The sequence below is a fragment of the Salinibacter sp. 10B genome (assembly GCF_002954405.1).
GTDB lineage: Bacteria > Bacteroidota > Rhodothermia > Rhodothermales > Salinibacteraceae > Salinibacter.
The window spans coordinates 3,534,908-3,553,005 of the sequence record NZ_MQWC01000004.1 but is presented as its reverse complement, the minus strand read 5'-3'; the positions used below and the strand labels follow the sequence as shown (position 1 = coordinate 3,553,005).

The 18,098-nt window shown below is 60.3% G+C and carries 16 protein-coding genes; 6 read left to right on the top strand and 10 right to left on the bottom strand.

What is annotated here, in order from left to right:
• The first annotated feature begins 159 nt into the window (after window positions 1-159).
• From BSZ35_RS14505 to BSZ35_RS14490, 4 genes are all read left to right on the top strand, one after another.
• Window positions 160-1,065, top strand: a complete 906-nt coding sequence (locus tag BSZ35_RS14505; RefSeq protein WP_258096581.1) for a DUF4835 family protein — start codon at window positions 160-162, stop codon at window positions 1,063-1,065.
• A 348-nt stretch (window positions 1,066-1,413) separates the two neighbouring features.
• Window positions 1,414-1,626 (top strand): type II toxin-antitoxin system prevent-host-death family antitoxin, encoded by a 213-nt coding sequence (locus BSZ35_RS14500; protein ID WP_105013111.1) that lies wholly within the window; start codon window positions 1,414-1,416, stop codon window positions 1,624-1,626.
• A gap of 198 nt (window positions 1,627-1,824) precedes the next feature.
• Complete coding sequence (gene recA / locus BSZ35_RS14495; protein ID WP_105013110.1) at window positions 1,825-2,901, top strand: recombinase RecA; 1,077 nt, start codon at window positions 1,825-1,827, stop codon at window positions 2,899-2,901.
• A gap of 74 nt (window positions 2,902-2,975) precedes the next feature.
• Window positions 2,976-3,695 (top strand): phosphatase PAP2 family protein, encoded by a 720-nt coding sequence (locus BSZ35_RS14490; RefSeq protein WP_181149356.1) that lies wholly within the window; start codon window positions 2,976-2,978, stop codon window positions 3,693-3,695.
• A 103-nt stretch (window positions 3,696-3,798) separates the two neighbouring features.
• Here BSZ35_RS14490 and BSZ35_RS14485 read toward each other — a convergent pair whose 3' ends face one another.
• Window positions 3,799-4,332: a hypothetical protein gene (locus BSZ35_RS14485; RefSeq protein WP_146110122.1), complete on the bottom strand. Its 534-nt coding sequence runs from the start codon at window positions 4,330-4,332 to the stop codon at window positions 3,799-3,801.
• Between the two features lie 201 nt (window positions 4,333-4,533).
• Window positions 4,534-6,516, bottom strand: a complete 1,983-nt coding sequence (locus tag BSZ35_RS14480) for a hypothetical protein (RefSeq protein WP_146110121.1) — start codon at window positions 6,514-6,516, stop codon at window positions 4,534-4,536.
• 209 nt (window positions 6,517-6,725) lie between these two features.
• Between BSZ35_RS14480 and BSZ35_RS14475 the strand changes: the two genes are divergently transcribed.
• Entirely contained in the window at window positions 6,726-7,304 is a 579-nt protein-coding gene (locus BSZ35_RS14475) for a YkvA family protein (protein ID WP_105013106.1), read from the top strand.
• Window positions 7,305-7,374: 70 nt separating this feature from the next.
• Here BSZ35_RS14475 and BSZ35_RS19950 read toward each other — a convergent pair whose 3' ends face one another.
• From BSZ35_RS19950 to BSZ35_RS14460, 3 genes are all read right to left on the bottom strand, one after another.
• Window positions 7,375-8,265, bottom strand: coding sequence for a hypothetical protein (locus BSZ35_RS19950; protein WP_258096575.1), 891 nt, complete (start codon window positions 8,263-8,265; stop codon window positions 7,375-7,377).
• Between the two features lie 255 nt (window positions 8,266-8,520).
• Window positions 8,521-10,932 carry a TonB-dependent receptor gene (locus tag BSZ35_RS14465; protein WP_105013105.1) on the bottom strand — a complete coding sequence of 804 codons (2,412 nt, stop codon included), beginning with the start codon at window positions 10,930-10,932 and terminating at the stop codon, window positions 8,521-8,523.
• Between the two features lie 215 nt (window positions 10,933-11,147).
• Window positions 11,148-11,528 (bottom strand): hypothetical protein, encoded by a 381-nt coding sequence (locus BSZ35_RS14460; RefSeq protein WP_105013104.1) that lies wholly within the window; start codon window positions 11,526-11,528, stop codon window positions 11,148-11,150.
• Between the two features lie 375 nt (window positions 11,529-11,903).
• On the opposite strand from BSZ35_RS14460, the gene BSZ35_RS14455 reads away from it, so the two are divergent.
• The gene (locus BSZ35_RS14455) at window positions 11,904-12,356 is read left to right on the top strand and encodes an NUDIX pyrophosphatase (protein ID WP_105013103.1); all 453 of its coding nucleotides are present in this window, start codon (window positions 11,904-11,906) and stop codon (window positions 12,354-12,356) included.
• A 120-nt stretch (window positions 12,357-12,476) separates the two neighbouring features.
• On the opposite strand, the gene BSZ35_RS19945 is transcribed toward BSZ35_RS14455, so the two are convergent.
• The 5 genes from BSZ35_RS19945 to BSZ35_RS14430 form a co-directional block, all read right to left on the bottom strand.
• Window positions 12,477-14,384, bottom strand: a complete 1,908-nt coding sequence (locus BSZ35_RS19945; RefSeq protein WP_105013102.1) for a diguanylate cyclase — start codon at window positions 14,382-14,384, stop codon at window positions 12,477-12,479.
• Window positions 14,385-14,671: 287 nt separating this feature from the next.
• Window positions 14,672-15,172 (bottom strand): hypothetical protein, encoded by a 501-nt coding sequence (locus tag BSZ35_RS14445; protein ID WP_105013101.1) that lies wholly within the window; start codon window positions 15,170-15,172, stop codon window positions 14,672-14,674.
• 132 nt (window positions 15,173-15,304) lie between these two features.
• A complete protein-coding gene (locus tag BSZ35_RS14440; RefSeq protein ID WP_105013100.1) occupies window positions 15,305-16,099 on the bottom strand; it encodes a VOC family protein in 795 nt (264 codons plus the stop codon).
• A gap of 125 nt (window positions 16,100-16,224) precedes the next feature.
• Window positions 16,225-16,767 carry an iron transporter gene (locus BSZ35_RS14435; protein WP_258096567.1) on the bottom strand — a complete coding sequence of 181 codons (543 nt, stop codon included), beginning with the start codon at window positions 16,765-16,767 and terminating at the stop codon, window positions 16,225-16,227.
• Between the two features lie 271 nt (window positions 16,768-17,038).
• Entirely contained in the window at window positions 17,039-17,851 is an 813-nt protein-coding gene (locus tag BSZ35_RS14430; protein ID WP_105013098.1) for a J domain-containing protein, read from the bottom strand.
• Window positions 17,852-18,098 lie beyond the last annotated feature (247 nt).

Genomic DNA, 18,098 nt, shown 5'->3' with positions numbered 1-18,098 from the left:
TCGGCCTCCCCAAAAGAGAAAAGAATGAGGTAACCCTGTATTTAAACCTTAGAAAAGGTGATCCGAATGTCAAGGTGAGAAACCTGAGGAGAACCGCAAGGTAGCATCGGTCCTCTGTTTCGCCAGCGCTTTTCTTGTTTCCACCAGGGGGTACGATCCGTGCTGACGCAAATCCGATGGTTTGGCCTTGCAGTGCTTCTCTTTGGGGGAGTGGTAGCGTTCCAACCGGTCGCTGCGCAAGAGTTGTCCTGCCAGGTACAGCTCGATCGGTCCCAATTGAGTGGCTCCGAATTTTCCTTTCTCGATGACCTGGAGCGGCGCATCGAGGAGTACATGAACACCCAAACCTGGACGGACGAGGAATTTCTGGCACACGAACAGATCGTGTGCTCGATGCAAATTATCATCCTGGAGTCGATTAGTCTATCGGAGTTTCGGTCTCGCCTCGTCGTCACCACCCGACGTCCCATCTACGGCACCTCGCAGTCAACCACTGTCATTCGGGTGAACGACCCGGAGTGGCGCTTCGAATACGGACGCGGTACCTCACTGAGTTTTGACCTGGAGCAGTACAACGCCCTTACGTCTGTTCTCGACTTTTACGCGTACCTCATTCTTGGCTACGACTACGATACCTTCAGTGAACTCGGGGGCACGCCGTACTTCGAGACTGCTCGGCGGATTGCCAACCGAGCCGAAGGAAGTGGGGACCCCGGCTGGTCGTCCGTCAGCAATCAGCGCAATCGTCGTCAACTCATCAACGACCTGCTGGCCCAACGCCATCAGCCCCTCCGTCGGGCGTACTACCGCTACCACCTTCAGGGCCTGGACCGCTTCGTACAAGAACCTGAAAAGGCGAGGGGTGTGGTGCTGGAGGTGGTAGAATCGCTTCAGGATTTGAATCAGACCCTAACCGGGTCTTATCCCCTCGACCTCTTCTTTGCAACGAAGTATCAGGAACTCACCGCGATTTTTGCGGACGGCGACCTACAAAATCGAGCGTATAATCTTCTGACGCAGGTGGACCCCTCTCATTCCACCGAGTACAATAAGTTGATTCAGTAACGGATTTCTCTGCGTCTCTCTTCTCCTTTCCCAAGACGAACCTACTGTTCTTTGGCCTCTCTTCTGTGATGGGGATTTGCCACGGAATGGACGGAGGTGCAGAAATGAAATTTTGCCCCTCTTTTGGGAACGAAAGCGGGATCGTACGCTTCCCCCTTGCGTTCTCTCTCAAGAGATCCAAATGGGAAAACAATCGGTTGCGTCTATCCCGTCTGAGCGCGACGCCTCCCTTCTCCTCTCCCGTCCCAGGTCTCTCCGTCGCCGACAGCGTGCATGCACGCTGTATCCACACAGCGAGAGGAACCCGTTCGACGGCCAATACCTTTCCCTCACCGTTTCCCACCGACCATGTACAACACTGAAGGCGTTGATTCCATTGCTACCATTACCGAGCTTCGAGCCGAAACGGCGAATCTGATTACCCATGTTCGGGAGACGAAGCGCGGGGTGCTCATTCAGAAGAACAACGAGCCACACGCCGTTCTCATCGACTGGGAGACGTACCGGAAAATTAAGAAGAAGCTCGGGGTTAGCGCCCTTTCTGAAATCGAAGACCTTTAGCAACCGGAAACGCCCCGGGGAATCACGTGTGCATTATATGTGTAACACAAACGACCGGTTATTGCCCCGGTCCGCTCGTCTCTCGTGACTGGACGTTAGAATCGAGGGTCAGCGTGTGTCTTAGAAGTCCACACCGTACCCGGCCGGAGCGGTCGTCCGGTTCCGTATGCCCTTCGCACTTAGACGTACGACTCGGATATGTCAGACGAAAACGGGGAAGCCAAAGAGAAAGCACTCGACCTTGCCGTCAAGCAAATTCAGCGGGAGCACGGTAAGGGATCCATCATGCGGCTGAGTGACGACCCGAACCGGCAGGTGGAAGCAATTCCCACGGGATCTCTCGCCCTCGATTCGGCACTGGGCGTCGGAGGAGTTCCCCGGGGCCGCATCATCGAGATCTTCGGCCCGGAGTCGTCGGGAAAGACGACGCTTGCAACCCACATCATTGCCGAGGCTCAAAAGTTGGGAGGCGCCTGTGCCTTTATCGACGCGGAGCACGCGTTCGATCCTAATTATGCTGAGCAGTTGGGCGTAAACATCGACGAGTTGCTCATTTCCCAGCCCGATACTGGCGAGCAGGCGCTCAATATTGCCGATACGCTGGTGCGGAGCGGAGCGCTCGACGTGATCGCCATCGACTCGGTGTCGGCCCTCGTGCCCCAGGCGGAACTCGAAGGAGACATGGGAGACACGCACGTCGGCCTGCAGGCTCGCCTCATGAGCCAGGCGCTGCGCAAGCTGGCCGGAACCATCAACCGCACGAAGACGGCGTTGATCTTCATCAATCAGATCCGCATGAAGATCGGGGTCATGTTTGGCAATCCGGAGACCACTTCTGGAGGGCGCGCGCTCAAGTTTTACTCGTCGGTCCGCATGGACATCCGCCGTATCGGTGCGGTAAAAGACGGGCAGGATGTGATTGGCAACAAGACGCGGGTGAAGATCAAAAAGAACAAGGTGGCCCCTCCTTTCAAAGAAGCCGAGTTCGATATTATTTACGGAGAGGGCATCTCCTCACTCGGGGAGCTCATCGACCTGGGAACCGAGCACGACATCCTGGAGAAGCGCGGGTCCTGGTACTCGTACGGGGAAGAGACCATCGCGCAGGGACGGGAGGCCACGAAGGAGTGGCTGGAAGAGCATCCGGAGGAGCGACAGGAAATCAAGCTGGCAATCCGGAAGGAGCTCGGCATGATCTCCGAGGAGGAGATGGAAGAGCTGGAAGAGGCGGAAGACGAGGAGACCGAAGCGGCGGAGGCGGACGAGGACTCCTAAACTCGGGACTGGTTTCCCTCCCCCCGGTATCGCCCTCCCTCCCATTGCGTACCATACCCGGATCGATGTCGAACATGGCTCGCGGGGCCGCCCTGTTGCTTGTGTTTTTCTGCGCGAGTGCAGAGAACGGACAGGCCCAACCGGCAAAGGCCCCGGTCCCGTTCTGCGAGGAGAGGGCACGCCAAACGAGAACGCTCGACACGAAAGGGCTCGCGGCAGTGTACTGCACATCTCACCCGGGGGTCGTCCGGCCTCTCCGGTGGGCGCATGCCTCTGCGTATCCCGTGTTCTACGGGGCCGTACCGCTGGCGTGGGGAGCAGCCCTCCTACGAGCGGGCGACGATGTTTCTGATGCATACCGCCTCACGCTCACGCAGGGCGCAACCTTCGGGCTCGTCTATGGGCTCAAGCGGGCGGTGGGGCGCCCCCGTCCGTACGTGCACCGTGCGCTCACGGCTCGCTCCGCTCATCATCCAGCGGCCGGAGACCGGTTCACCTCTTTTCCGTCCGGTCACGCCGCATTGTCGGCCGCACTGGCCACGTCGTGGAGTCTTTCCCACCCCCGGTGGTACGTGATTGGGCCAGGGATCGTGTGGGCCACGGCCGTGTCTCTGAGTCGCATGCATCTCGGCGTACACTACCCGAGTGACGTACTCGTGGGCGCGGCCCTGGGAACGGGGCTTGCAGTGCTCATTCATCAATTCCGGAATGCCCTCACGCCGGATCGCGTCCAAGCGAATCCGATGGGAACATCTTCGGCCCCTGCTCCAATTTCCGTCCAGATTCAATTCTGAGCACCCGTCTGGCGGTCGTTCTCCTACAACACTCGCGTGAGCCCATTTGCCCCTCCCTCTGGACGTTCCGTCCCCTCCCTCAATCCGCTTTTGCCGAAGGCACTCACAGGGAATCCGCAGGGAGCGTGCGAATAAGGGTATATCCGGTGACGCGAACCGTATCGAAGGAGGCAATGTCTGCTTGCACCGACATTCCTTCGTCTGTGAGAAGCCGCCGGTTGTTCTTGTAGGTTACCCCCAGCGATTCCAACGGCCGTCGGGTCGGATTCTCAAAGGTGAGTTGCTCCTCTTCGAAAATGTAGAACGCACTGGCCTGATCGCGGGAGGTGTCGGCGTTGAGGTTGCGCCACCGGCCGTGCAGGTAATCCCGAAGGACCGCGGCGGAATCCGGATTGTGAAGATCGAAATACCCCTGTACGGAGTCCGTGGTCTCTACACGAGACAGCATTCCGGTATGCCGATAGGTGCGGCGTTCGAGAACCGAGTCGCCCCGCCGAATCGCCACTTCTTTCGGAACCCCGTTGGTATGATAGGAAAGGGTATCTTTTTGAACGGCGGGGGCCCGGGCCGTATCCTGGGGCTCAGGACTGCACGCAACAAAGAGAAGGCCAGCAAGGCAAAAGAGAGAAAAACGCACGGGAAAACACGTTGGAGAAAGGAGCAGTGTGGCGCGTTCTAAGACTGTTTTGATTTCACACGATCGCATTTCAGGCTGAGCGTAACGACCGCAGGTCGTCGAAATCTCTCTGTGTTAGGGGCTTCCGAACCATGAACGGTCCCCTCAGGTCGGCGAAACACCTCTGCGATTTTCAATCCGGCCAAAAATCAAAACAGTCTCTTAATGCATGGACGTGGATCGCCACTCCGACCGAAGCGGAAAGGGGAAGATCTGACAGTACTGCTGTTTCAGTTGATTCGACTGCAGCTTCTTCCACACCTGCAAGTACGCAGAGCGATACGTTCCGGCCGGCGAACGGATTACTTGTTGGGGGTATTCTATTGAGGCAATCTGCGGGCGTTTGCCGACGCGTGCAGGGAGAAGTCCCTCTACGTCAATCGTGGTCGTCGTATCAACGTGCGCTCGGGCCCGGAGGCGAAAGAAGGTCGGATCAACGGCCAGCACCTGTGTCCCAGGCAACGAGAGCGAGTCGGGAACGAACCAGTACGTATGGGCAGGCGGATTACTCAGGTTTTCTGCAATCACCGTGTCGGTCACGACCGAGTCGGCATCCGGCGCCACCGTAAGTTGCAGCGAGTCGATGGGAATGGAGTCGACTCCAGGAGTCATCCGCGCACTTCGATCCGGCGGGAGGAACGGATTCCGCTGCGCGATGCTTCCAGTAGAGTCGTACTCCGAGAGCGTGTCCGGAGACATAATGCGGAAGAGCGAGTCGGCCACAGGAGCGCTCAGGATCACGGAGTCGCGCCGGACAGAGTCAGGCTCCGTCTCCAGTCCTCGCTGGACCTCGGTTGTGGACGGCACCGGAATGCGGAGGAACGCGTCGCGGAGAGTTTCCGACAGGGCAAGCAGCGAGTCAGCCGTCATATCCCGGTCGGGAAGTCCTCCGGCCAGGGACTGTGCGAGATCATCGTTGGTCAGCAGCGAGTCGAGACGCAATCGGTCGGTACGATCCACAATGTGGAGGCCGTACCGAGCGGTGGCGGGCCCCACAGCGGTGGTATCAATGTCGGGAACCGTCGTGTCGGCCGCAGCACGAGCTTCGAGGGAGTCGCGTCGAGCGCGGGTCTTCACCGAATCAGGCACGTAGAGCATATTTCGGGCCGCCTGCGCCGTTGAAGCCGCATTTGAGTCTCGAAGCGTTGAGAAAAGCGTGTAGCCGCTTCGGGTTACGGTTGTATCGATGCCGACAACGCGCATGCGGGTGGTGTCTCGCTGGATGACGAGACTGTCCGGCACGCGCACCCGACCGTCGGTGCGGAGGGTGTCGAAGACGGGCACTTGGAGCGAGTCCAGGTTGAGCTCCGGGAATGTTGTCGCGGAGGTGGCCTGCAAGGTGTCCTCGGTAGAGAAGGTATAGCGCAGTCGGGCGTAGATCGTCCGTCCATCCTCAATACTATCTCCGACGACGAGGGTCGTGGGATCGAGGCGTTCAGTGCCCTTCGGGACGACGGGAAGAATATCCCCCTTCGAATAGATGCGATGACCGCTCTGATCGGGCGGGGCATTTTTGTAGTGGAACGGAATTCGATTGCTGTTCCCATCATACAGCTGCACGTCGTAATGCCCGAGTGCCCCGAAGTTGTTCGGGAGAAAGAGCGTCGTGGTGGGCATGTCGTTAACCACCACCGGCTGCACCTGCACCTCCCCGTCGTCCGCAAATACCTCAATCAGTTGAATGCGAACCTGCGTGGAGTCCTTTTTGTATTCCTCCGTCAGATAGTCCCAGTTGTACGGCCGGCTTCCCTCACAATTAATGCTCAGAAGCTGCGGCAACAGCGTAGTCGTGGCGGTAGCGTTGGTATCCTCGGGCTCTACCAAGACCGACACGTGCCGCTGCGAATGGTACCCATACCCACTCACGTCGAAGACATAGAGCGCAGGCTCAATGTCTCGCATCACAAACATCCCTGCCGAGTCGGTCCGAAGGGTGTCGCCGAGGGTCCGATTCACCGCCCGGGCACTATCGAGGGGCGTCCCTGAGGTACTATCAAGAGCCGTGAGGCGAAGGGTACGGGTCGATTGCGTCTTCTGGGTCGACTTCGAGATCCCACATGCGTTCACGAGCAGGACCCCACCCAGCAGACAGATGCTCCACATGAGGGGGCGAACGAACGGAGAAGCACGAAAACGAGCAGCCATAGGCGGGAAAGAAAACGGAGGCAGTCCGATGGTCTGTAGTTGAACCTAAGGAACGAGTGCGACGCTGTAAAAGCAAAAGCCTCAGATTCGCGAGACGATTGCATTCCTGTAGCATCGTGCAGGTGACCGTGAGGGAGGGGTGGGGAGCTTTCTTCCTAACGATCCGTTAACAGAGTCCAGATTCACCTCACAGATGTGCGGACCCTCCCATGACCGATTCCGCCTCGTCCGACTCTTCGCGCCTGCGTCGATTCCTTCCCGCCCCCGATCGCGTACGGGAACAGGCCCGCAGCGTAGTACCGAAAGTCAAAGCACGTGCCCGCCTCCTGCGACGGAAGCTGCGGGACGTGGAATTGTCGGATGAGACCGATGCACTCGATGCTCTCGATACGGAGTTCGTCGAAGACGGAGCACGCACTGTGACGGACACCGACGTGGAAACCGTAGTTGAGGAGGCCGATGCAATCGAGGAACGGTTTCGGAACAACGGCCCGCTCCGCCGCCTGCTAGACGACGGACAGCTGCTGCTCGATCTGGTGCGCGACGTGCGACGGGGTGCCTATCAGCGCGTGCCCCTATGGACCCTGAGCGCTGCGGTCTTCGCACTTCTCTACGTATTGAACCCGCTTGATCTTATCCCGGATACACTTCCGATCGTAGGGGTGCTCGACGATGCAGCGGTCGTGTCGGCGTGCCTGGCCCTGCTGGAACAAGACCTCTATGACTATCGGGCGTGGCGGCAGGAAGCAGCCTCGGCTTCGACGGAGGCGAAGGAATCCCCCTCCTGATTGCCCGACTGCCTTTATCCGGGGAGAACCCGTCTCTGCGCCCCTGGACCATACGGGAACGGACGCCCCGCTACAGCAGTGCCCATGCTGCAACGACGAGCCCCCCTCCCAACAGGGTGCTCCCGATCGCCTTCCAACGCGCCCCTCGGACGCGTTCGCCTGACGCGTCCCTCCGATCCGCACTCTCGGAAGCCGGGACAGTGTGTATTTCCCCCTCCCATCCGCACCGGGGCAAAAAGTCGATGGCCACGTGTAGAAAGAGGCCCGTTGCGCACCCGAACACTAGGGCGTGAAGTCCATCCGCGGCTGGCGGATCGACGATCCCCACGATGAGAGCTGCAATACACACCGCGGATGCGGGCACCATCAACACCCACGCCGAATGTCCCTGCCGCACAAGTCGCCGGGCGGCCGCGTAGCCTGCAGGGGCCTTGTGCGACACGATGGCCACCCCCAGCGTCGGGCCCAGCGCCGGCATGGCGGCGTACACGGCGCCGATGACGAGTCCGGCCCCGAACGAGTGCAACGATAGCTCCCAGACCACGGGCAGCACGGACCCGGCCGGCTGCTCCGTGCTAACGTGCATCGCGTGAATCGCAAACCCAAGGACGATGCCGATCGCGATGCCCAGCCCCCCGAGCGACGCCTGATGAGACATCGCGGTGGGGACGAGGAACAGCGTGGTGCTCGTAATCATCGCTCCGCTGGAGAGCCCGTAGGCCCAGATCAATCGACGGCTCTGTCCCTTCGTCGCTCCCGCAGATCGACGCTCCGACTGAATGCCCATCCACGTCCCGCCGCCCATCGCCGCAAACGCAACCCATCCGATGCCCAGCAGTTTCCCGAGCGAGGCCCAAATCCCCACGATTGTCAGCAGAAGCATCCCTCCGCCGGCCAGAAGGGCGATTATCGGTCCTACCGAATCGCCGCGATCTGTCAACTGAGCGAGCAAAGACGTCATGGTTCGAATCTGCGTCTGGGGTCCTACTTGTCTGTCTGAGCGCACGATGGGAGAACGCCGTTCCTGCTTCTATTGAGCGGCCGGTTCAACCTGCCAGTCCGGAAAGGGACCGGGACGGGTATCACTCATAAAGCAAAGGGCAGAGACGCATTCGAAACGTGCATGTGATCCCGCAAGGGAACGGGCGACGAGAACCGGACGCTCGGGCTCCCGTCGCCCAACGGCCACTCACGTGTACGTGCCTTCCCTCAACGGCTAGAACGTCGTGGAGAGGCTAAACTGCACGTCGCGCCCCGGCGAGAGGGCGTATCCCTTGTAGGTGTCCAGAAAGTCGCGGTACGTCTCGTCGAGCAGGTTGTCGACCCCGACCGAGACCGTCAGCGGCGCGCCGAGGCCCAGGTCCAGCGTGGTGCGCGCCTCAAGGTTCACTACGCTGTAGGCCCGCGTCGACGCCGTACCGAACGGCGGCCCAAACTCTCCATCGAATTGGGAGAACGGTTCAAAGCGGCCGGCGGCGTCTTTTTGGAAGGCGTGCTTCACGGAGAACTCCACCTGCGAGTTGCTGAGGGGACCGGTGTCGGCAGGAATCCAGCGCGCGAAGCCGCTCACAGTATTGGAGGGCAGGAGCGGGAGTTGGCCGTCGCTGCCCTGCGCGCCCAGCCCGTCGCCCGTGCCGTCGAGCACAGCGGTGCTGGTGCCCACCTGCAGCCACGGCAGGGGACGGGCCTCCACCGTCGCCTCGATGCCCGGGATCATGGCGTCCGTCTGGTCCGCCGCAAAGACCGGCAGACCGGACCCCGTGTTGGTCTCGCCGGTGTTCTCCAGGTAGACGTAGTTTTGAATGGCGTTGACGTAGCCCGTCACCTCGGCGGTCACCCGATCGCGTCGAACACGGAACGAGAAGTCGGCGCTGTAGGAGCGCTCCGGCCCCAGGTCCGGATTCCCGACCTGGAAGGCCGCCACACCGCCGTGCACCCCGCTCGCGTAGAGCTCAAACACGCTCGGCGCGCGGAAGCCGGAGCTCAGATTCGTCGCGATTGCGTACCCGTCGCCGAAGGCGTAGCTGGCGCCCACAGACCCCGAGAGCGTGGTGTAGGTATTTTCCAACTCATCGGCGTCGGTCGTGCGCTCATTCGGCACCGCCTCCACCGTGCGCACGTCCACGCGGCTTCCGAAAGAGATCGTGATCGGATCGAGATCCAGGTCTTCGAACAGGAAGAGACCCGTATTCCACGTTTTTGCCGACGGCTGCAGCTCCGCCGGACCACGCGTATCGGCGTTCTGGTGCTGCACCTCGGCCCCGATCGTACCGCTGAGGGCACCGATCGTCGGGTGGGCCACCTCCAGCCGTCCGGTGTAGATGTCGGTCTTGAGGTCGAGCGGGTAGTCGAACCCACCCAGTCCGCCATTGTCGCGGATGTCGCCGAGCGCGGTGCCCGGTGCGCCCGACTGCCGGAGGGACCGCTGCCAGCTCAGCCGCGGCTTGAACACGAATCCGTCGGACACCAGATTGCCTTTCAACACCACGTTGCTGTGCTCCAGATTCTGGCCGAGTCCGTTGGGTGGCGGCGAGTTCGGATTATTGTCGTTCGGTCCCCCCGTGGGCAGCAGGAAATTGTGGGCGTTCGACCAGTAATCGCCGTACAGTTGCAGGGTCCCGAACGCCCCCTGAAGGCCCACCTGCCCGTAGGTACTCCACTGCTCAAAATTGGTGAACGGCACCTCACCGGTGTATTTGGGATCGCCGTAGGTGCCGCCTTTTTGCGTTTCGAAAAAGGTCGAGGCATCGGGCGTGTGATAGTCGTCGGCTACGCGACGCTCGGCTCCCACGCGCCACCCGACGTTCCCCTGCGCCGCACTCAGGTCGAGAGAAACGGATCGCTCGTTGTTGTTGGTGAAGTACTGAGTCGATGCAGCCCCGCCCACCTCAAACTCGTCGACACCAGTGGTGGGCGCCGGCTTGCTAATGACGTTGATGGCCCCGCCCAGAGCGTCGGACCCGTAGAGGATGCTGCTGGCGCCGCGCACCACCTCCACGCGCTCAGCCTCACTCGCGTTGGTGGTAGGAAAGTGGCGCACGCCAAACTGATAGTACTCCTGCGCGATGCCGTCCTTCAGCAACACGACCCGGTTGCCGCTCAGGCCGCGGAGTACTGGTTTACCCGCCTGCGAGCCGGTCTGCACGGACGACACACCGTCCACGTTTTCCTGCAGGAGCTTGCCGAGAGAGGCGCTGTTGCGGCCCTGAAAATCCTCCGTGCTCATCACATCCACGTCCTGTGGGGCACGGAGCGTGCTTCGGGCCCGAGCCGTGCCGGTCACGGTCACTCCGTCGGTCTGCAACACCCGCGTCTTAAGGGAGACGTCCAATTGCAGCGTCTCGCCGGCGTCGAGCGTCACCTCACGAACGGCGGTCTGGTAGCCGACGAAGCGAAATTCGAGGGTGTGATCGCCGGTGGGAAGGTTGTCGAGGCGATACTGCCCGTCGGCCCCGGTGGTGGTGCCACGCTGCAGGGCCGGATCGACGACCTGTACGCCCGGCAACGGGGCGCCATTGGGGCCCGTGACCGTGCCGGTCACGGCACCGCGCGTGGACTGGGCCTGAACGGGCGATGCGGTAAGAACAATGAGAAAAAGAATACTCGAAAGAACCGTACGAAGGGTCATCGGAAATAGGGAGGGTGTGGTACGACGACGCGGAGAGGCCCCCACCGTAGACGGACGGGGGAACGTAGAGAGATGGGGCCTCAATCCGCGCAGCCCTCGCACGCCCTGCCGACCGTCCCGCGACTGCGTTCCCGTCCCCAAACACCGGGGACGGGCCGTTGCTTCTGCACGACATGCTCACCTGCTGCATCCGACGGCAGACGGCACTACGGCGGCTACGCCAGACGGGCCCCAGAGACGAACGGGGGGCCGCGGATCGTCCGGTCGGTGGCGACGTAAACCGACGCAAGGTGGGTCCGCAGCACAACTTGTGCGGTGCCCTCCATGGTCGGGCCCGACGTGGGCGACACGTCGGGCAGTACCACGAGCAACCGCGTCGCACACAGATTACACTCCGGCGCCGTGACCTCCGAAGCCGCGTCGGCCACAACGGGCACGTCGGCGTGGTGAAAAGCCGACGAGTGGCAGGACGAATCGGACGCGATCTCTGCACTCTCCGCCGCATGCTGAAGGTGGTGTACCACCGGTCCCCCGACTCCGCCCGCTACGACTGCTGCGAGCAGAAACCAGACCGCAATGTGACGGAGTCGGTGCATGAGGACAAAAGAGAGATTACGACTGAGACATGATCACAAAGCCCTCTCCTTGTCCCGGGTTCCTCGTCTGCACGAAACCACACATGTACATTTGCTCATCCTTGGATCTCTTTCGTGCATTCTCATTCGTGAGGTGCCCACTCTCGCCCCCCTGGGCGCGCCTCGTGATGCGTGACGAGTGACGCGTGACTGCCCCCAGCAACAGGGGGTGTTCTATTTATGACTCACGATTCACGCACGTCCTTCCCCCTCCAAAGCAGTATCCCCCATTGCTCAACTCCGTCCCCCATCCGTCGGCCGGAACCGGATCGACACTCTCCGCCTCATCCGCTATGTTAGCAATCCAATGATTCTCCGTCACTCCGTTCGCTTCCAATGTCTAAGACCAGCATTCGCGTCGTCGACGTGTACCCGTACCGCGAGACCTCCGTCAACCCCGAGTTTCTGCTGCTGCGTCGCGCCCCGGACACCAAGTACGCCGGGCAGTGGCGCATGGTGGGAGGCAAAATCAGGACCGACGAGGCAGCGTGGGAGACCGGACTGCGGGAGGTGAAAGAGGAAACCGGCCAAGCCCCTACGCACTTCTGGTCGCTGCCCTCGGTGAACGCATTTTACGAGTGGCAAGAAGATCGCATCAACCTGTCCCCGGCGTTCGGGGCCGCTCTTTCGGACGATCCGACCCTCGACGACGAGCACGATGCCTTCGGCTGGTGGCCCGCGCGCGAGGCGGCCCAGCGCCTTGATTGGCCCGAGCAAAAGCGCCTTCTCCGCCTGGCCGACCGCATGCTCCGCGACGGGATCCCTCCCAGTCTTGTGATTGCTACGTAACCCGGGCACTGCCGCTAACGGAACGCCTTCTCCCCTCCTGAAAGAAGGACCGGCGGTTCTGGAGGCCGATCCTTTTCGTCCTCGCCTTCGACAGCCTGATTTCTTGACCGATCAAACGACCTAATGGGGCTTCTCGCTGGTCGCAAACTCCATGTCGATCTTTCGAGGATCAGACGCCTCCGATATGACAAAGGGCTGGTCAGAAGATCTCGCAGTCCGAGAGTATTTCTTTGACTCGTACATGGCCGCATCGGCCTCGGACAGCGCCTCCTCAACCGATCCAAACCGAGAAAGCCTCGTAACCCCTCCAATACTCGGAGGCACGTACACCTCTTGTCCTCCCACCTCAAAGGCCGTGCTGAGCACCTCGTAGATTCGCTTCGCGATTCTTCCAGCGGTCTCCGTATCGGTTGGTCCCGAAAGACAAACGGCGAACTCGTCCCCCCCGAGCCGCGCCACCAGATCGGCGTCTCGTACTACTCCTTCAAGCCGATCCGCCACGCAGCTCAACACCTGATCTCCCACATCGTGGCCGAAGCGGTCGTTCACCTGCTTAAAGTGGTCCAAATCAAGATACAACAAAGCGCCTCGACGTTTCTGCTCAACCAACCCCTCCAATTCTTCGTGCAAAGCGGCCCGGTTCGGGAGCCCAGTGAGCGCATCGTGCGTTGCCTCGTGTCGAAGTTTCTGCTCTCGCCGCTTCTGTTCAGCCACATCCCGGAAGACCCAAAGCCGCCCAAAGTGCGATCCGTCCTCGCCAGAGATTGGAGCGCTGTATCGGTCGACCCACCGCCCATCCGTGAGTTGAATGAGGTCGCGACTGCGTTCATCGGGATGATCGTAGAGATATTCGACCTTCTCTCGAAATTCCTCGGGACGGGAAAGCAGCTCAGTGACGGCTTCGAGAAGAATCCGATCGAGGGGAATCTCGGTCGAAGACCGATTCACGATCTCTTTCGGGATGTTCCAGATTTCAAGGAAGCGCTCGTTGTAAAAGGAAATATCTCGTTCGTTATCAACGACGAGTAGACCGTCGATCGTGGCCTCGGCCTGTGCCTCAAGCAGGGCCTTCCGACGGGCCAATTCTCGCTCTCTGCGTTTGCGCTGGGTGATATCCGTCACGACGCCATCGTAAAACCGAACCGTGCCGTCTTCGTCCCAGACGACCGCTCCTCGAAGACGTCCTGTAAACGTCGACCCGTCTTTCCGCTGAAGCTCAACCTCCACAGGTCCAAGTTTTCCCTCCTCCTGCGCTTGCGCCCGCACAGCCTCGCGAGCGGCTGGGTCATCGTATAGCGCCCCTGGGCGAACCGTAAGAATTTCCTCTACACTCTCGTAGCCAAACATCTCGGTAAAGGCCTGATTGGCATAAATGAGCCCCTCGCCCGGGGCCGACCGATAAATACCATCCGAAATGTTTTCGGTAATCGTCTGAAGTTGCTCCTCCTGCTGCCGAATGGTCTCTTGAAAAGAGAGCCACCAAAAGAGCGTGAGGATCTCGATGAGGGTTACGGTTGTTATGCCCGCGAAAAGGAGCAACGGGCTCACCTCCGGAGGGGCACCCAAGACAAGCCCCGCTCCAACCCCGAAAATCCCAACCCCTGCGAACCATAAAACCGGCCCAATCTTCCGTGTCTGGAAGCCAATGACGGAGCCTCCCACCATAAACACGATCAGAAAACCGACCGTGTAGTCACTGGCGAATTGGTTCAGCGCAGCCAGAAGGGCCGACCACACGACAATCCCGTAGAGGAGGACCTGTATCCACGTCCCGTAGTTCTCTCGTACGCGCCTCCAGACGTAGGAAGCAATCAGCAGGCCCACAATGATTCCCGAGATCGAGAGACGAGCCCAAAGCGGATCGGTCTCCTCCGGGGTAAGGAATGTACGGATGAGACCGAAGACGGGTAGAAGCACCGCCCCAAGAAGGCTCAGGAGACGATAGAGCTGAATCTGAGATGCTTTTCGCGGAGGCAGCTCGTCCTCCTCGGGCCGGAAATAAGAAAATGCTTCAACGTATGGTAACATATCCCCCCTTTCCTGTGGAGAAACGACCCGACCTCGACCCTAGCTGAGTTTCTTTTTTTTTTCGGTCGTCTTCGGGATTTTACGTACCTAATTGTACTAATCTCCACTTGTGTCTCCCATACGTAAATAGTCGTAAATCCTCCAGGTACGGGGAATACCCAGCAGTCCGCATGTTGGAGGCCCCACCGTTTGTTCTACGGGACCGGGATCACCTTTTCCCTGTCTCCTCGTGGAGGCCGGACGGGGAGAAGCAACCGCAGGCATCCTCCTTCCTGCCAGATCCCTACTCACACCATATAGTCGTCCGTCGGGACATCCAGAAAGTCCATGAGCCAGTCAAGCGCCCAGGTCTGGTTGTCCTCCCCACTCCACTCGTAGCCCTCTTGCACCTCGTCGGCCACCTGCGGCCAGTCGACCGTCCAGTCTTTGTAGACGTGAAAAGAAAACTGGCTGACGTCGGTCTCAAAGTAGACGCATCCCTCGTCGGGATCGTAGATGGAGGTGGCGGTGTCGTCCTCACGGGCTTGCTCGGCAGCCAGCACCACGAGGGGCACCTTGAAGCGGTAGTCCATCTCGTGTACCCGCTTCGCCTCGCTGTTAAGAAAGTTGGCAAGCACAACGCAGCCGTCGCCGTGCTCCATAGCAGCCTCAGCCGCGTCTCGTGTCGACGGGTCGGCGTCAATCGTGTCGAGCGCCGCCTCGACTAGGGGCCAGACGGCCACCTCTTCAGGATCATCGGCAGCTTCTTCCTCGCGGGGAATAATGACGGTACGGTCTTCGATGTCCACAGTGCGTATCGGGACTTATCAGTCAGAAGAGTCGTGAGATTGGTCCTCCATACCGATCATCCGGCACGTGGATTCGTGGTTCATGGGGGATAGATGGCAAGCACTGGAGCTGGAACGGCAGAGATACCCTTTTTACGTCTCTGTCCATTCCGCAATCGTGTCGATCTGATCTTGCGCGCGGGCCAGAAGCATCGGCACGCAGCGACGCCGAACCTCTTCTCTGTGATCGAGGTACACGGTGAGTTCGTCGTCAGTGAGGTGACCAACCACCATGCCGAGAAGCGTCTGCTTCAATCGCCCGTCCTCCTTGAGAAGGTTGCGGAGGCGGTCCCGCTGGTCCGTCCGGTCCATGTTGGCAAAGCCGACGCCGTACCGGACAAGTCGGGCCGCAACGAGGCGCAGGATCGTAGGATTCAGCAACTTCAGAACGGGCCGCAGCGTCTCGTTCTGAAACTGCTCGACGGGGGACGACTCCGACGTGCGCAAGTCGAGGGACGGACGTGCCTGCCGGAGCCGATCGCCACGTGTTGCGGTCCCCCAGAGGGTGGGTGTGGCAAGCTCCACACTATTGCCGGCAGGATCGCGGACGTACATCGACCGCTTCCCGTCTCCCCACCGTTCGGTGTGCTCCACCGCGATGTCGTGAGCGGAAAAGTGCCGACGCCACGCCATCAGTTGGTCAGTCTCCACCGCAAAGGCCACGTGCCCCTCTCCCTCCGTGCCGTGCGCCGGAAGTGTCTCCCCCACACGGGTAGTCTTCGGGTTGAATACGAGCACGGTACCGATCCCGCATCGGAAGAAAACGTGACGCCCCTCTTCTCGAAACAACACGTCCAACCCCAGCACATCGCCGTAGAACGTCTCGGCGGCGTCCAAGTCCAAGGCGTAAAGCCCGGTTTCCAGTACAAATTCCGGCGGGGCAGGCATGGTTAGAGGCAACCGTCCATCTTTATGGTTGTACCCATGTCCCTCGTATGAGAGTGTGGGCGTATGTGCGTATGTGAGTGCAATCTTGCACGAACGCGCGCACTCACATACGCGCTGGCTCAGAGCTACCGCGTCGCCTTCGCTACCTCCTCCAGTTGAAGGTTCTCGTACGTAACGGTCGTCGCCTCAAAAAGCGAATCTCCATACTTCTGGCGCCAGTCGCGGTGAGTGGCCACCTCGAACTCCTGGGGCGGATTCACGGAGAACGTCACCGTGTACGGATCGTCCGGCGCACCCGGCAGGGCCACGTTGCGGGCATAATGCGCATTGTCAGAAAGATTGATGTGCGGCACCAGGCTGATCTTTTGCGTCTGGCCGGTTTCCTCATTCGTCACGCGAGCAAAGAGGTGTAGATAGGGCACGAATCCTCCGGCGGGCGCCCCAACCGTTTCCGCGGCATCCTCCGTCCAGCCCGCAAGCACCTCCAAGTGGATGTCCGTTGCGTTCTCGGACAGGTGCTTAGCACCGGGTTGCACAGCATCTTTCGGGGCGGCGATGAACGTAAATTTGATGCCTGGTTCAACGACCTCTTCCCCAAAGACGGCCTCCTGAGCGTGGGCCGCGGGCCCCTGGACGACAAACGAGAGAACGACGATCAGAAGGGTCATGCGCAAATACGTCATTGGACAAAGAAATTATCAGAGAAGTACGGCTCGGGCGCGCGCCAGCCTGACGTCGGCAGCACGCTATTTAAATCGGTTCTAAATTAGGGTATACGATAGCGTACGCGTTCTCTCAGATCAAGGGGAACAGCCCTTTCCTTCCGGGAAGATCAAACGAAAGTCGCAAAACGCATGACGGCGCGGAGACGTGGACGCAGTTAGTGCCTCGCTGCGGACGGTGCCCCCAAACAGCAAAAGCCCAAGACACTCAAAGATACTATCGGTCCCGGGAGGATGGCGAATCTGCCTCCTCTGTGCGTGAATGTGGAAACGGGATGGTAGCGGTGGTGCGTAGAAAGGAGAGCAGGACCTCGCGGGGCACGTCGGTATCAGAAAGGTCGAGCCAGATTGCAGTCTCTTGTCGTCGATGCTCGACCTCCGTCATAACCGGAGGAACTGGTCGCAGTGCACGAGCAGACGCCCTGTCAACGACCATCTGTACCGTCCACCCCTCTTCACGAAGATGCACAGCGGACACGTCGGCCCAGTCAATTCGAAATGTCGTCTGTCCATCGGCACGCATGAGCACCCGGTCCTGCGTAAAGCGGACCATCACGTCGGTGGCTTCATCCGGGAACTGCCATGCGACGAGAACGGCGATGATGCCGGCAATCCCCGACGCGATGCCTACCCCCAGTGTGAGCGTCCACAGATTATCGGTGGCCCACACATCCATGACTTCGAGGATGAGAAAAACCCCAAAAGCGAGCATCCCGGCCAGCACCCGCCACAGATATCCTCCACACCCGGCCGGTGCCTGCTGGTTGATCGTGAGCCCGTTGGGGACCCGGCGACGGGCGGCCCGCGTGTCGTCGTAGTGGGTGCGCCGTTCCGGATCGCGCAGCACCTGGTACGCCTTTTTCACCTTCTGAAAGCGTTCGGCTGCCTGGGGATCGTCCGGGTTGCGATCGGGGTGCGTCTCGCGCGCCTTCTTACGGTAGGCGTCGCGGATTTCGCTCGCCGAAGCGGAGGGACGGACGCCAAGCCGCGCGTAGTAGTTCGGTGGCGATGCGTTGGAGCGATCATCCATACTGAGGCGGAGAGACGTACCAAACTCGTCCTGCCGTTGCCAATCAGTTCAGCCATTATGCGTATGGGAGTGTGTGGGCATGGGCGTGGCCCCAGTCTGCTCCCCTTTCGGAGTTATACCGCGTTCCGAAGATCATGGTGCATCTACCAGACGCGTTCGCACGACGAAATTTCCTCCCTTTGATTCCGATCCATTCCTCGATATCGGGATCTCTCGGCAGAAGAAGCAACTCAGTCAGACATAGAGC